General features: G+C 66.5%; 7 protein-coding genes. 5 read left to right on the top strand and 2 right to left on the bottom strand.

What is annotated here, in order from left to right; all coding sequences use genetic code 11:
- Positions 1-76: 76 nt before the first annotated feature.
- Positions 77-2,191 carry an alpha-glucuronidase gene (locus G524_RS0113400; RefSeq protein WP_084625190.1) on the bottom strand — a complete coding sequence of 705 codons (2,115 nt, stop codon included), beginning with the start codon at positions 2,189-2,191 and terminating at the stop codon, positions 77-79.
- 94 nt (positions 2,192-2,285) lie between these two features.
- Between G524_RS0113400 and G524_RS0113395 the strand changes: the two genes are divergently transcribed.
- From G524_RS0113395 to G524_RS0113385, 3 genes are read left to right on the top strand one after another with little or no spacing between them, the layout of a single operon-like run.
- On the top strand, positions 2,286-4,706 hold the full coding sequence (locus G524_RS0113395) for a glycoside hydrolase family 3 N-terminal domain-containing protein (protein WP_027444147.1): 2,421 nt from the start codon (positions 2,286-2,288) through the stop codon (positions 4,704-4,706).
- On the top strand, positions 4,703-7,090 hold the full coding sequence (locus tag G524_RS0113390; protein ID WP_027444146.1) for a glycoside hydrolase family 3 N-terminal domain-containing protein: 2,388 nt from the start codon (positions 4,703-4,705) through the stop codon (positions 7,088-7,090). The genes G524_RS0113395 and G524_RS0113390 overlap by 4 nt, the downstream gene beginning before the upstream one ends.
- A gap of 1 nt (position 7,091) precedes the next feature.
- Positions 7,092-8,279, top strand: coding sequence for an endo-1,4-beta-xylanase (locus G524_RS0113385; RefSeq protein WP_051221263.1), 1,188 nt, complete (start codon positions 7,092-7,094; stop codon positions 8,277-8,279).
- A gap of 151 nt (positions 8,280-8,430) precedes the next feature.
- Here the strand turns inward: G524_RS0113385 and G524_RS0113380 are convergent, their stop codons facing one another.
- Positions 8,431-11,805, bottom strand: a complete 3,375-nt coding sequence (locus G524_RS0113380; protein WP_245561377.1) for a TonB-dependent receptor — start codon at positions 11,803-11,805, stop codon at positions 8,431-8,433.
- 169 nt (positions 11,806-11,974) lie between these two features.
- Here G524_RS0113380 and G524_RS0113375 point away from each other — a divergent pair, with 169 nt between their 5' ends.
- Both G524_RS0113375 and G524_RS0113370 read left to right on the top strand, forming a co-directional pair.
- Positions 11,975-13,555 carry a tryptophan halogenase family protein gene (locus tag G524_RS0113375; RefSeq protein ID WP_051221262.1) on the top strand — a complete coding sequence of 527 codons (1,581 nt, stop codon included), beginning with the start codon at positions 11,975-11,977 and terminating at the stop codon, positions 13,553-13,555.
- Positions 13,552-15,087, top strand: coding sequence for a tryptophan halogenase family protein (locus G524_RS0113370; protein ID WP_027444142.1), 1,536 nt, complete (start codon positions 13,552-13,554; stop codon positions 15,085-15,087). The genes G524_RS0113375 and G524_RS0113370 overlap by 4 nt, the downstream gene beginning before the upstream one ends.
- Positions 15,088-15,116 lie beyond the last annotated feature (29 nt).

The following is a 15,116-nucleotide window of genomic DNA, read 5'->3' as shown; positions in this document are numbered from 1 at the left end:
GAGGGACATAGGCCCATCCCCCGAAACCCGGCAAGCGCGATGATCGGCGCTAACATTGCCGCAGCAGGCCCCCTGCTCATTGCCCCGGCGCCTCGGGAAAATTGCGCGCCTGATAGGCCTCAAGGCTCTCGGCCACTGGCGCTGCGCCCTCGGGCAGCGGCAGGCCGTTGAGCGATTGCCAATAGGCCAGCGAGGCATCACGCCACCAGCGCGCTTCGCGGCGCTGGATCGCCAGGTCGGCGCTCACCGCAGCATGGCGGGCAGCATCGAGCGCGCCGGCAAGGCGCCCCCACTGCGCCGCCATGGCATCGACGCCGGCAACCCCGGCATCATAGCGCGCCACCAGTTCGGCCCACAGGCTGCGCCCCGTGGGCAGGGCGGCGTCCCAGGCGAGGCGGTGGAACCACAACAAATAACGCAGGTCGATGCTTGCCGGGTCAGCCCACTGCGCGGCGATAGCAGGCGCATATTGCCCGAGCGCGTTGGAGCCTCTGGCGGTGCGGTCAAAGCCGATCCCGTCCTTGTCAGCGCGGTGATAGTAGCAGGGGTTCCATTCGGGCCGCGGCAAATCGCAGACCCACGGCGCCGGGCCATAGTGGTGCCCCGTGCCCATCAGATGGGCAAGGCCGAGGGGGCCGGTGTAGTTGACCACATGCTCGCGGCTGGCGCGCATCATTTCGGTAATGGTGCCGAGCGCCTGCGGATCACGCGTGAAAGTCTGCGCCGCCCATTCGCGCGCGATCTGTTCGCTCGAAAGCGCCGGCTGCCAGGCCAGCCGGCCGAAGGCATACCAATTGGCCTGATCGAAATCGGTGCCGGTCCAGTTGCGATCCGATCCGGTGTTGGCCACCCCGGCCATGCCCACCGGCGCGATCACCTCGGCCACGACGCCCCCGCCGCGCCCGGTATCGGCCCCAAGCACTTCCTGCCACAGCGGGCCAAGATAGGCGATGCCGCTGGCCTGCCCGAGATATTCGCGGGTGATCTGCACTTCCAGCATCAGCCGGGTGTTGGGCATTGCGCCGAACAGTGGGTGGAAGGGCTCGCGCGGTTGGAAATCGAGCGGACCGTTCTTGACCTGGACGATGACGTTCTTCGCAAACTGACCGTCCAATGGCACGAATTCGGCAAAGGCCTGCATGGTGCGGTCGGTCGCATCCTCGGCCTTGTAAACGAAGGCGCGCCAGATCACCGTGCCACGGTTGCCGAGCGCGGCGGCGAGCATGTTGGCGCCTTCGGCATGGCTGCGGCCATAATCCTGCGGGCCGGGCTGGCCTTCGGAATTGGCCTTGACCAGAAAACCGCCGAAATCGGGAATGGCGGCATAGATCTCGTCGGCCTTGGCCTGCCACCACGCCCTGACTGCAGGGTCGAGCGGGTCGGCCCTCGCCAGCCCGCCGATCTCGATCGGCGCGGAAAAGCGCGCCGCAAGGAACACCCGGATGCCATAGGGCCGCCAGGCATCGGCCAGCCGCTTGAGCTTGGCGATGTAGCGCGGCTCGAGCATGAAGGCGCGGGCGTTGACATTGTTCACCACTACCGCGTTGATGCCGATGCTGGCATTGGCGCGGGCATAGTCGATCATCCGCGGATCGAGCCTTTCGGGCAGGCGCCACCAATCGAAGATCGACCGGCCGGCATAGCCGCGCTCGACATGGCCATCGGGATTGTCCCAGTGGTTGAGCATCCTGAGCGGCATGGCCGGAGCCTCGCCGAGGCGGATCGCATGGAGCGGCCGACCCAGCGCCACTTCGCGCAGCAAGGCAAAGCTGGCATAAAGGCAGCCGAGGTGATCCGGCGCCGAGATTGCCAGGGCGCGGCGACCGGCAAACGCTTGCGGCGCGATCGCAAATCCGCTCTGCCCATCGCCACGCGCCCGGCCGCAGCGCAGCACGATAGGCAGCGAATCAGGTGTTGCGCGCAGCTTGGTTTCGCCCTGCATGGCCGCAAGGCCTTGGGCCAGCTCGGCCCGGGTGATTTTCAGTGTTGGGCTATCATCTTCGCCGGGCGGCGCCACCACCACCGGTGCCGCCGCGCGCAGATCGGCCAGCGCCTCACCCTCCAGCGGCGCATGGCGCAGCCACAGGGCATAGCCATCCTCGGCGCGCAGCGGCGCTGCCGCCACGGCGCAGCCCAGTGCCGCGGCGATCACCATCGCAAGCCGGTTGACAACCCCTCTCCCGCTCATCATGGTAGCGCTACCACACGCGAGCGGCCAGTCAAGCCGTCTCGCGCAGCCAAGGCGACGCGCACAGCGCGCACCGGATCGGGAGAGGGAGTTTAAGATGAGGCGATTCAAGCGGGCCGCGCTGGCGGCGGGGGTGGGTCTGGCGGCATTGGGATTGCTCGGCGCGCCCCTCGCCAGCGCCTCGGCGCAAAGCGTGCCGACAACGATCGAACGGGCGATGAAGGACGCGCCCTATTGGAACCCGGCCCTGCCGGTGGAGCAGCGGGTTGAGGACCTGCTGGCGCGCATGACGCTGGAAGAAAAGGTCGCGCAGCTCCTTACCATCTGGGACAGCAAGGCTGAAATCCAGGGGGATGGCGACCGCTTCGATCCGGCCAAGGCCAAGGCCCGCTTCCCCCACGGAATCGGGCAGATCGCCCGACCTTCCGACCGGGCTGGCCCGGCCTCGCCGCGCAAGGTGCCCCGCCGCGGGATCGCGGACAGCGTGCAATATGTGATCGACGCCCAGAGATGGGCGATCAGCCAGACCCGGCTCGGAATTCCCATCCTGTTTCACGAGGAATCGCTTCACGGCTTTGCGGCGAAGGATGCGACCGCCTTCCCGCAGGCGATCGGCCTTGCCAGCACCTGGGACCCTGATCTCGTGCGCGAGATCAACGCCCTCATTGCTGACGAGGTGCGCGCGCGCGGCGTCCACATGGTGCTCTCTCCCGTGGTGGACGTCGCGCGCGATCCGCGCTGGGGCCGGATCGAGGAGACCTTTGGCGAGGATCCCTTCCTGGTGGGGGAAATGGGCGTCGCCTCGGTCGAGGGGCTGACCGGCCCCGGCACCGACCGCAAGCTGAGGCCCGGCAAGGTGATGGCCACGCTCAAGCACATGACCGGGCACGGCCAGCCCGAAAGCGGCACCAATGTCGGCCCTGCCCCGATTGCCGAGCGCACCTTGCGCGAAATGTTCTTCCCCCCCTTCGAACAGGTGGTGAGGCGCACCGCGATCGATGCGGTGATGGCCAGCTACAACGAAATCGACGGGGTGCCGAGCCACGCCAATTCGTGGCTGCTCAATGATGTGCTGCGCGGGGAATGGGGTTTCCGCGGCACGGTGGTCTCGGACTATTACGCCATCGAAGACATGGCGCGCCTGCACCACATCGCCCCCGACAATGCCCGGGCGGGCGAAATCGCGCTGCTGGCCGGGGTCGATGTCGATCTGCCCGAAGGGGCAGGATTCAAGGATCTGGCCGCCAGCGTGCGCAGCGGAAGGGTGCCCGAGGCCGCGCTCGACCAAGCGGTGCGGCGCCTGCTGACCATGAAATTCAACGCCGGCCTGTTCGAGAACCCCTGGCCCGATCCAGCCAGGGCCAAGACCTCCAACGGCCCCAAGGCGGTGGCGCTGGCGCGCAAGGCGGCGGAAAAATCGCTGGTGCTGCTCAAGAACAACGGCGCCCTGCCGCTCCAACTGCCCGAGAGCGCCGGAGCGAGAAAGCCGATGATCGCGGTGATCGGCCCCAATGCCGATGTCGCCCGGCTCGGCGGCTATTACGGCGAGCCGCGCGCGAGCGTGACCCCGCTTCACGGCCTGCGCGCCGCCGTGGGAGACAAGGCCGAAATCGTGCACGCGCTCGGCGTCGAGATCGTCAAGGGCGACAGCGACTGGTGGGACGATCCCGTGGAACTGGCCGACCCGGAAGAAAACCGCCGCCGCATCGCCGAAGCGGTCGAAGTGGCGCGGCGGGCCGATACCATCGTGCTGTTCATCGGCGATACCGAGAAGACCAGCCGCGAAGGCTGGGCCGCCAATCACCTTGGCGATCGCACCAGCCTTGACCTGGTGGGCGAACAGAACGAATTGTTCCGGGCGCTGAAGGCGCTCGGCAAGCCGGTGATCGCGGTGCTCGTCAATGGCCGCCCGCCGAGCTATCCGGCGATTGCGGCCGAGGCCGATGCCATCCTTGAAACCTGGTATGCCGGCGAACAGCAGGGCACGGCCATTGCCGATGCGCTGCTGGGCCGGATCAACCCCGGCGGCAAGATGCCGGTTTCCACCGCGCGCAATGTCGGCCAGCTGCCGATCTTCTACAACCACAAGCCCAGCGCCCGGCGCGGCTATCTGTTCGACGAGGTCACCCCGCTGTATCCTTTCGGCTGGGGGCTGAGCTACACCACCTTTGCCTTTGGCGCGCCCCGGCTTTCGGCCAGCACCATCAGGCCGGGCGAAGGGGTGAGCGTGACCGTCAGCCTCACCAACACCGGCACGCGCGAAGGCGACGAGGTGGTGCAGGCCTATCTGCGCGACGATGTCAGCTCGGTCACCCGCCCGGTCAAGGAGTTGGTCGGCTTCAAGCGGGTGACGCTGAAGCCCGGGGAGACGCGCGAGGTCACCATCCCCATCCGCCCCGAAGCCTTCATGCTCTGGAACACGCAGATGGAGCGGGTGGTGGAACCGGGCACCTTCACCATCATGGTCGGGCCCAATTCGGTTGACCTTCAAAGCGTCACCCTGACGGTGAGCGAGTGAGCCACACCCGCCGCCATGCGCTGCGGCTGCTGGCAGGAGGCAGCCTCGGCGCGCTGGCGCTGGCCGGGGCGCCTCCCGGCTGGGCCGCAGAAGCACAACCGCTCTACAAGAACCCCAAGGCCCCGATCCCGCTGCGGGTCGCTGACCTTATGGCGCGCATGAGCCTTGAGGAAAAGGTCGCCCAGCTGCGCAGCGCCTGGGCGGGCAAGGGGGCGATGCTCGAGGGGCTGGCCTTCGATCCGAAGAAGGCCAGCGCCGCCTTCCCCCACGGGATCGGCCATGTCACCCGCCCCAGCGACAAGCGCGGGGTGCCCGGCATCACCGGCGCGGCGGGCGGCACCGCGGCGCGCTGGCGCACGCCGGCCGAAACCATTGCCTTCATCAACGCGCTCCAGCGCTGGGCGATGGAGGACACCCGTCTCGGCATCCCGGTGCTGCTGCACGAGGAGGCGCTCCACGGCTACATGGCCACCGAGGCCACGATGTTCCCCCAGGCAATCGCGCTGGCCGGCAGTTTCGATCGTGATCTGATGCGCCGCGTCCAGGCCCAGATCGCCCGCGAGGTGCGCGCCCGCGGGGTGCCGCTGGTGCTTTCGCCCGTGGTCGATATTGTGCGCGATCCGCGCTGGGGCCGGATCGAGGAAACCTGGGGCGAGGATCCTTACCTCGTCTCGGAAATGGCCATCGCCGCAATCGAGGGCCTGCAGGGCCCGGGCCGGTTCGAGCGCCTCGCGCCGGGCAAGGTCTTTGCCACGCTCAAGCACATGACCGGGCACGGCCAGCCCGAAAGCGGCAACAATGTCGCCCCCGCGCCGATTGCCGAGCGTGAATTGCGCGAGAACTTCTTCCCGCCCTTCCGCAAGGTGATCGCGCGCTGCTCGGTCGGGGCGGTGATGCCGAGCTACAACGAGATCGACGGGGTGCCCAGCCACGCGAGCACCTGGCTGCTCGGCGCGGTGCTGCGCGGCGAATGGGGGTTCGATGGCATCATCGTCAGCGACTATGGCGGCGTGCACGAGCTGGCAACGCTGCACCATGTCGCGCGCGATCTCGAGGACGCGGCCCGGCTGGCCCTCACCGCCGGGGTTGACAGCGAATTGCCCGATGGCGAGGCCTTTGCCACGCTGGTCGAGGCGGTGCGCGCCGGGCGGGTGCCGCCTGGCCTTGTCGATGCCGCCTGCGCGCGGATGCTGACTTTCAAGCTGCGCTGCGGCTTGTTCGAGAATCCTTATGGCGATCCTGCCCTCGCCGAAGCGATAACCGGCAATGCCGAGGCCCGCGCGCTCGCGCTCGAAGCGGCGCGCAAGAGCCTGTGCCTGCTCACCAACAGGGGCGCGCTGCCGCTCGCGCGCGAGCGTGTCGGCACGGTTGCGGTGATCGGCCCCAACCTCGCCATTGCCCGGCTGGGCGGCTATTCCAGCGTGCCGCGCCAGGCAGTGAGCCTGATCGAAGGCTTGCGGATGGTGGCGCCCGAAGTCGATTTCGTCACCGCCCAGGGCGTGTTCATCACCGCCAGCGAGGATCGCTCGGCCGATGAAGTCACGCTCGCCGACCGGGCGCAGAATCTGCGCCTCATCGAGGAAGCCGTGGCCGTGGCCCGCGGCGCCGACACCATCATCCTTGCCATCGGCGATACCGAGCAGACCAGCCGCGAGGGCTTTGCCAGGAACCACCTTGGCGATCGCACCAGCCTTGATCTGGTGGGCGAACAGAATGCCCTCGTCGATGCCCTCGCCGCGCTGGGCAAGCCCTTGATCGTGGTGGCCTATAATGGCCGCCCGCCGAGTTGGCCCAATGTCGTAGCCAAGGCCGACGCACTGCTTGAGTGCTGGTATCCGGGGCAGGAAGGCGGGCGCGCGGTGGCAGAGGCGCTGTTTGGCCTCGTCAATCCCGGCGCCAAGCTGCCGGTCAGCGTGGTGCGCAACGAGGGCCAGATCCCCTTGTTCTACAACCACAAGCCCAGCGCCCGGCGCGGCTACCTGTTCGATGATGGCAGCCCCTTGTTCCCCTTTGGCCATGGGCTGAGCTACACCAGCTTTGTCATTTCCCCCCCGCGCCCGGCCAAGCGCCGATTTGCCCGCGACGAGGCGGTGGTCGCCGAGGTGGACGTCACCAACACTGGCGCGCGCCGGGGTGACGAGGTGGTGCAGCTCTACATCACCCGCTCGCAGCTTGGCCTTGCCCGCCCAGTGCGCGAGCTCAAGGGTTTTGCCCGCGTGACGCTCGATCCCGGGGAGAGCCGCAGCATCACCTTCACCATTCCCCCGAGCGAGTTGGCCGTGTGGGACGATACGCTCAAGGAAAGCAACCCGCCCGGGCCGCTGCGGCTGTGGGCCGGCAACAGTTCCGCAAGCCTCTCATGCACCGATGTGGAGATCATCTGACATGCCCGATCATCTGTTGCTCTCGCGCCGCGCCGCGCTTGCCGGCATGGCCGCCCTGCCGCTTGCCGGGTGTGCAGGGCAGATGGCGATGGCCAATCCGCCCCCTGCAAGCGCTGGCGCCGCGCCGCAACCCGGCCTTGATGCCCTCGCGCAAAGGGGCAAGCGCCGTTTCGGCAGCGCGATCGCCTCGATCCCCGGTGTGGCCGAGGCCGGATCGGTGCAGAACCCGGCCTATACCGCCATCATCAAGGCCGAATGCGGTCTTGTCGTGCCCGAAAACGAGATGAAATGGCAGGCGGTGCGCCCTGCCCCCACGGTCTTCGATTTCGCGCGCATGGACGAGATCGTGCGCTGGGCCGGGGCCAATGGCTTGGCCGTGCGCGGCCACACGCTCTTGTGGCATCGCCCCCAGTGGTTCCCCAACTGGCTCAACACCCATGATTTCGGCGCCAACCCAGTGCGCGAGGCCGAAAGGATCCTCACCGAACATATCCAGACCGTCATCCGCCGCTACAAGGGGGTGATTACCAGCTATGACGTGGTCAACGAGGCGATCGACCATGATCGCAACGCCCCGATCGAGACCAGCCTGAGCCGCGCGATGGGCAGCCCCGAGGCGGTGCTCGACCTTGCCTTTCACACCGCCCGCGCCGAGCTACCCGAGGCGCAGCTGGTCTATAATGACTACATGAGCTGGGAGCCGCAGCACATGAAGCACTGCGCCGATGTGCTGCGCCTGCTCGAAGGCTTCAGAAAGCGCGGCACGCCGGTCGATGCCTTGGGTATCCAGTCGCATATCGAGATATTCGCGATCGACCCTGCCACCGGCGTCGGCCCCTATGCCGAGCGCGAATGGCGCCGCTTCCTCGATGAGGTGACGGGCATGGGCTATCGCCTGCTCATCACCGAGTTCGATGTCAAGGACAAGGCCCTCCCCGGCAACATCGCCCTGCGCGATGCCAAGGTGGCAGACTTTGCCCGGCGCTATTTCGAGGTGATGTTCGAATATGCCGATCACCTCGATGACATCCTCGCCTGGGGCATGGTCGATCGCTTCAGCTGGCTGCAGGGGTTTGAACCGGCGCGCCGGGCCGATGGCAAGGAAGTGCGCGGCACGCCCTATGGCTCGGACTATCAGCCCAAGCCGCTGCGCAGCACGCTTGCCGCGATCTTCGCCGCGGCCTCCTGATCAAACGCTGGTTGGGCAATGAAAGGCCCGGGCGCTTGCCCCGGGCCTTTTTGCATGCGCGTCCCGCAAGGGCGATCGCGCGGATGCGAAAAGGGCCCCCCGGCACGTGCCGGAGAGCCCTTTCCCTGGGGAGCCGGTAAAGCCCTTGCGGCTAGAAATTGCCCCGCAGGATAAAAGAGAAGCGCCTGTCGTTCATGAAGAACGAACGGGGTGCAAGGTCGTTGGCATTGCCGGTGTAGGCCTGGGTTGTCCTCGTCACCTCGTCGAGCAGGTTCACCCCTTGCACGCCAACCCGAATGTTCTTGGTGATATTGAAGAAGATCGACGCATCGAGCTGCCCCGTCGCCTCGTTGAAGATCGAGTAATAGGGGAAGATCACGTCGGCCGGGGTGAGCAGGAAACGCGAGCGCCAGTTATAGGCCGCGCGCATCGAAAGCGGCCCCTTCTCGTAGAAGATCGTGGCGTTCACATTGTGCTTGGAGAGCTGCTCGAGCGGCAGATTGCCTGGCGGGATGGTGGATTCGTTCACCGGTTCGCCCGTGTTGAGGAACACGTTGGGCAGACCCTTGCTCTCGATATAGGTGTAATTGGTGGCCACCCCCAACCCGTCGAGCGGCGCAGGCAGGAAATCATAGGTCTGCTGATAGGCGATCTCGAAGCCCTTGATCTTGCCGTTCTCGGTGAAGTTCGCCGGACCGCGCACCAGCACCTCGCGCGTGATCCCGTTGCTGGTGATCTGCCGCGTGGTGATCTGCTGGTAGAAGAAGTCCTTGATGTCCTTGTAGAAGGCGTTGAAGGTCAAGGAACCTACCCGGGCAAAATACCATTCCAGCGTGGCATCGAACTGCCAGGCCGAGGCCGGCCGGATGAAGGGATTGCCGGCATTGGCGGTCAGCTCCCCGCTCTGCCCGAGCCCGATCTGCAGGAAGTTGCGGACATAGGAATTGTCCGGACGGGTGATCACCCGCGAACCAGCAAGCCGCACGATCACGTCATCAGTGAGCCCGAGCTTGATGTTGAGGCTGGGCAGCCAGAAATCATAGCTTGCCCGCGCCACATCGAGCCGCGTCACCCCGTTGCCGGCGAAGGTCTGCAACTGGGCATAGCCCTCGGGCCCGAGGTTGCACACCCCGCCCGGGCGTTGGGGCTGGGTGCCCGGGGGCGCGCCCGGCGGCACCACCGCCTCGCAGCGTTCCTCGAAGGGTTCGAGGATATTGAGCGCCTGCTGGCTCGGCACCCCGATCGAGCCCTGCGAGCGGATCGCGGTGTTGACATAGCGCAGCCCGATATTGCCTGACAGGCGCACGCTGCCGAGCAGATCGTCGCTGCCGAAATCGAACTGGATATAGCCCGAGGTGTCGCGCTGCGCGATCGGCTGGATGTCTTCCGGCAGGAAGGGCGTGCCGGCGATCGCATTCTGCCGACCGGCGAGCGGCACCCAGGTGGGGCTGGCGCCCAGAGCGCGGGCCTGATCCTGGATCGAGCGGAAGAAATCGACCGAGCCCTGATAGTCGCCGATGAGGTCGCCGGCGTAGTAGAACCCGCCCGGAGGGCCAGGCACCTTGCCGCGGAAGAAGTTGGGAAATTCGTAGCGCAGCGAGGAATCGGCGGGCGTGTCGGCAAAGTTGATCGGGCGCTCGCCCGACCAGGTCTCGCTCAGCATCCCCCAGTTGTAGGTGGTGTAGCGCACCGTCTGGTCACGGTCCTGATAGCGCGCGCCCCACTTGGCCTTGCGGATGAAGGAGTCCTCGTCGAACTGGTAGGCCATGTCGGCCTGGAAGGCATATTGCTTGCCGCTCGAATCCTCGATGTGATCCATCGCCGCGCGCCAGAACTGGAAGCGCGGATCGGTGAAATATTGCTGCTCGGTGGCACCGGCAAGCACGTCACTCGGGGTCGACCAGGTGTAGCCGAGGAACTGCGGCTTGCGCGGGATGATCACCGGCAGATCGCCGGAAATGTCGAGCTCCTGGTCGGCAAAGAGCGAACCGAAGACGCTGAAATCGAGGTTCTGCTTGCGGCTGGTGGCATATTGCGCATCGAGCCGCAGCGACAGGCGGTCGGTCAGCTGGGTCTTGAGGTTGAGCGACCAGTCCTCGTTCTCGATCTCGTCCTTGACCTGCCGCCGGGCGAGCGACTGCTGCAACCCGCCGATCGGCACGAAGGGCGAAGTGCCCGGGTTCCCGCGCCAGCCGTTCGAGGCATTGACGATATAGCCCGATTGGAACAGCCCGTTCTCGTCATAGATGTAATCGGTAAAGCCCCCGACCGGGCACTGGGCCCGCGCGGTGGGATCGCCCAGCGAACCATCGGGATTGATGCGGTTGGGACCGGCATCGTTCTGAAGGCAGCCGATCGGATAGGTCGAATATTCGGCCAGGTCAGGCGCGGTCTCGTAGGTGTATTCGCCCCAACGGTTGGTCGAGGCCGAGCGGATGAACTCGGCGGTGATCAGCGTCTTTTCATCGATCGATTCGAACTGCGCCGAAATCGCGATGCCGTTGCGCTCGCGGTCGAACTCCTGGGTGCGGAACTGCCCGCCCACCGGGGCCACGCGCGATTGGGCAAAGTCGGCAAAGCCATCGGCACCCGGTGCACCGAAATTGCCGCAGGCCGCCCCGCCCGGCGGAAGGGTGAAGGCATCGGCAGCGCTCGGCAGCGGATTGCGGCACACCCGCACCCCATCGGTGTTGGCGGCATTGACCAGCTGCCCGTCACGGGTCTGATAATTGGCCACCTGAAGGCCGTCGGCACGGCTCTTGATACGGGAATAGGACGCGCTGGCGAGCAGGCCGAAGCGGCCCTTGTCGGTATCCCAGGTGTTGCTGATGAGACCGGAGAGGGTGGGCGTCCACTCCTTGCGGAAGTCGCCGTAATTGGCCTCGGCGCTGAAGGCGACCTTCAGACCATTATTGTCAAAGGGCTTGCGGGTGTTGAGGTTGACCGTGCCGGCGAGCCCGCCCTCGATGGTCTCGGCGGTGGCGTTCTTGCTGATGATCACCGAGCCGAGCAGCTCTGCAGGCACGTCGGCGAAGTTGAGCGCCTGGCCACCGACGCCCGCGGCAAATGCGGTGCGGCCGTTGAATTCCGAACGCACGAAGTTGAGCCCGCGCACCACCACGCCCGAGCCTTCGACCGAGAAGTGATCCGGGTCGTTCGAACCGGCAAAGCGGTTGATGGCAATCCCGGGAACGCGCTGCAGCGCCTCGGTCACCGAGCGGTCGGGCAGCGCGCTGATGTCCTGCGCGGTGATGGCATCGACCACGGTATCGGCGTTGCGCTTGACGCTCTGGGCATTGGCGAGCGAGGCGCGCAGCCCGGTGACGACGATCTCCTTGCCCGGTTCGGCGACCGGCTCGGCGACCTGTTCGCTCTCCTCGCTCTCGGCCGCATCCTGCGCGATTGCGGCAGTGGCGCTGATCATGCTGCCCACCACCAGCACCGAAGCCCCGGCGCGCAGCGCGGTCTTCAGCCAGGCGTCGCTCCCACGGTTACGGACGCGGCATTCCTGCGTCGGAATGTTCATTCGGATCCCCTCCTGATGTTAGCGCTATCATTTATGGTCAGATAGCTTGCCCTGTTATGAGGCTGTGGCTTATCGAGAGCCGCCGCGCTTGACAATAGGTCTTTGCATTTTTGCAGGGGAACTGTGGCAAATTGCCAACAATGGCGCGGCAGAGTAGGGTGGGAGCAGGATGGCTGAAAGCGATGGTATCGGTAACGCGCGGCGGCTCGAGCGGGTCGTCATCGTCGTTGGCGGCACCGCCGGATGGATGGCCGCGGCCGCGCTTTCGCGCTATTTCGATGATGGCGCGCGGCGCATCACGCTGATCGAATCGGAGACCATCGGCACGGTCGGCGTGGGCGAGGCGACGATCCCGCCGATCCGCGCCTTTAACGCCATGCTCGACATTCCCGAAGCCGAGTTCCTGCGCGAGACCCGCGGCACCGCCAAGCTCGGGATCGAGTTCGTCGACTGGGGCCGCATCGGGGATCGCTATTTCCACCCCTTCGGCGTTCATGGCGAGGATCTCCACGGCATCGCCTTCCACCAGCTCTATCTGCGCGCGCACGCCCGCGGCGGCAGCGGCGGCGTGATCGGCGATTATTCGATGAGCACCCAGGCCGCGCGGCGGGGGCGATTCGCCCGGCCGGCGGCCGGGGCGCAATCGCTGGTGCGCCAGCTTGCCTATGCCTACCACTTCGATGCCGGCCTTTATGCCGCCTATCTGCGCCGGCTCGCCGAACGGCAGGGCACCAGGCGCATCGAAGGCATCATTACCGAGGTCCTGCGCGATGCAACGAGCGGCGATGTCACCGCGGTGCGGCTCGACGGCGGCGCGTTGATCGAAGGCGAATTGTTCATCGATTGCTCGGGCTTCCGCGGCCTCCTGATTGAGGAAGCGCTCGCAACCGGGTTCGAGGACTGGAGCCACTGGCTGCCTATGGACCGCGCGCTCGCCGTGCCGAGCCGCGCGGCAGGGCCGCCCGATCCCTTCACCCGCGCCACCGCGCACGGCGCCGGCTGGCAATGGCGCATCCCGCTCCAGCATCGCACCGGCAACGGCCATGTCTTTGCCAGTGCCTTCATCGACGAGGAGGAAGCGCGCCGGGTGCTGCTCACCCATCTCGAAGGCGAGGCGCTGGGCGAGCCGCGCCTGCTGCGCTTCCGCACCGGAATGCGCGCCAAGGCCTGGAACCACAATGTCGTGGCGCTCGGGCTTGCCGCGGGCTTCATCGAGCCGCTCGAATCGACCTCGATCCACCTCATCCAGAACGGCATCCAGCGGCTTTTTGCCCTGTTTCCCGACTGGCCGATCACGCCGCTCGAGCGCGACGAATACAATCGCGGAATGCGCGGAGTGTTCGAGGATGTGCGCGACTTCGTGATCCTGCATTACAAGGCCACCCAGCGCAGCGACACTGCTTTCTGGCGCCATGTGCGCGACATGGAAGTGCCCGACAGCCTCGCGCGCAAGTTGGCGCTGTGGGAGCGCTGGGGACGGGTGTTCCGCGAGAATGTCGAACTGTTCTCCACCCCGAGCTGGGTGGCGGTGCTGTTGGGGCAGAACCTCTGGCCACAGGGCTATGATCCGATCGCCGACACGCTTGATGAGGCCAAGGTCGCCGCGGCGATGGCACAGATGCGCGCTGCCTATGCCGAGATCGCCGGACGCCTGCCGGGCCACGAGGAGTTCCTGCGCCGCGCCGGCTGCTGGCACGATGCTGCGCCCGCCGCCGTGCCCGGCCTTGCCCTTGGGGAGATGCCCGCATGACCGCCGCACCCGTCACCCGGATCGTGATTGTCGGCGGCGGCACCGCCGGATGGATGACCGCCGCCGCGCTGGTGCGGGTGCTGGGCAGCCTGCCTGGCCTCTCGGTCAGCCTGGTGGAGAGCGAGGCGATCGGCACGGTCGGCGTGGGCGAGGCGACGATCCCGCAGATCATCGGCTTCAATCGCCTGCTCGGCCTCGATGAGATGCAGTTCATGCGCGAGACCCGTGCGACCTACAAACTCGGCATCGAGTTCGTCGATTGGCTGCGGCCGGGCCATGCCTACGTCCATCCCTTCGGCAGCTTCGGGATCGACATGCTGGGCATTGATTTCCAGCATTTCTGGCTGCGCGGTGCGAGCATCGGCGAATTGGCGCCGATCGATGCCTATTCGATCGCGGCCATGGCGGGCAAGGCAGGTCGCTTCGGCTGGCCGCGCCCCGACCTGCCCAAGTCGCCGCTCGCGCGACTGTCCTATGCCTTCCAGTTCGACGCGGGCCGCTATGCCCGGTTCCTGCGCGCCTATGCCGAGGAGCGCGGAGCGGTGCGGATCGAGGGGCGCATCGTTGACGCCGTGCAGGATGGCCAGAGCGGCTTTGTCACCGCGGTGAGGCTGGAGGATGGGCGCGAGGTTGCCGGCCAGCTGTTCATCGATTGTTCGGGCTTCCGTTCGCTGCTTCTGGGCCAGACCCTGGGGGTGCCCTTCACCGACTGGAGTTCATGGCTGCCGTGCGATTGCGCGGTGGCGATCCCCTGCGAACTGGGGGGCGAGGACGTGCCGCTTACCCGCTCCACCGCGCGCCCGGCGGGCTGGCAATGGCGCATTCCGCTCCAGCACCGCATCGGCAATGGCCATGTCTTTTCCTCGGCCCATGTCAGCCGGGAAGCCGCAACCGATCTGCTGCTTGCCCATCTCGACGGCAAGCCGCTGGCCGAGCCCAATCATCTTTCCTTCAAGGCCGGGCACCGCGCGCGGATGTGGGAGAAGAATGTCGTTGCCCTGGGGCTGGCGGCGGGCTTTCTCGAGCCGCTCGAATCGACCTCGATCCACCTCGTGCAATCGGGCATCGCCCGGCTGCTGGCGCTGTTTCCCGATACCCGCTTCGGCGCGGTCGAGCGCGCGCGCTTCAATGCCGAGACCGAGCGCGAATATGTCAATATCCGCGATTTCCTGGTGCTGCATTACCGGGCCAGCGAGCGCGATGACTCGGATTTCTGGCGCTATTGCCGCAACCTTGCGCCGCCCGATGACCTTGCCGAAAAGCTCGAGCTGTTCCGCTCCTCTGGACGGATCGTGCGCGAGAACAACGAGCTGTTTACCGAGGACAGCTGGCTTTCGGTGATGCTGAGCCAGGGGGTGCGCCCCGAGGCCTGGCACCCGGCTGCCTGGATGCTCGACGAGTACGAAACGCGCAAGGGGCTTGCCCATATCCGCGCGGTGATCGCCAACACCGTCGATCAATTGCCGAGCCAGGCACAGTTTCTCGCCCAGAATGGCGCGGCGATCAGCCCGGCCGAGCGTCTGGCCGCCTGAGCGTAGCCGAAAGGCCACCAAAGCTAGGC

This window comes from Erythrobacter cryptus DSM 12079, assembly GCF_000422985.1.
Taxonomy (GTDB): domain Bacteria; phylum Pseudomonadota; class Alphaproteobacteria; order Sphingomonadales; family Sphingomonadaceae; genus Erythrobacter; species Erythrobacter cryptus.
This window is presented reverse-complemented; position numbering and strand designations above follow the sequence as displayed.

Coding starts and splice junctions, on each gene's coding strand:
- G524_RS0113400 (WP_084625190.1), bottom strand. CDS start 2,191: ATGATGAGCGGGAGAGGGGTTGTCAACCGGCTTGCGATGGTGATCGCC.
- G524_RS0113395 (WP_027444147.1), top strand. CDS start 2,286: ATGAGGCGATTCAAGCGGGCCGCGCTGGCGGCGGGGGTGGGTCTGGCG.
- G524_RS0113385 (WP_051221263.1), top strand. CDS start 7,092: ATGCCCGATCATCTGTTGCTCTCGCGCCGCGCCGCGCTTGCCGGCATG.
- G524_RS0113380 (WP_245561377.1), bottom strand. CDS start 11,805: ATGAACATTCCGACGCAGGAATGCCGCGTCCGTAACCGTGGGAGCGAC.
- G524_RS0113375 (WP_051221262.1), top strand. CDS start 11,975: ATGGCTGAAAGCGATGGTATCGGTAACGCGCGGCGGCTCGAGCGGGTC.
- G524_RS0113370 (WP_027444142.1), top strand. CDS start 13,552: ATGACCGCCGCACCCGTCACCCGGATCGTGATTGTCGGCGGCGGCACC.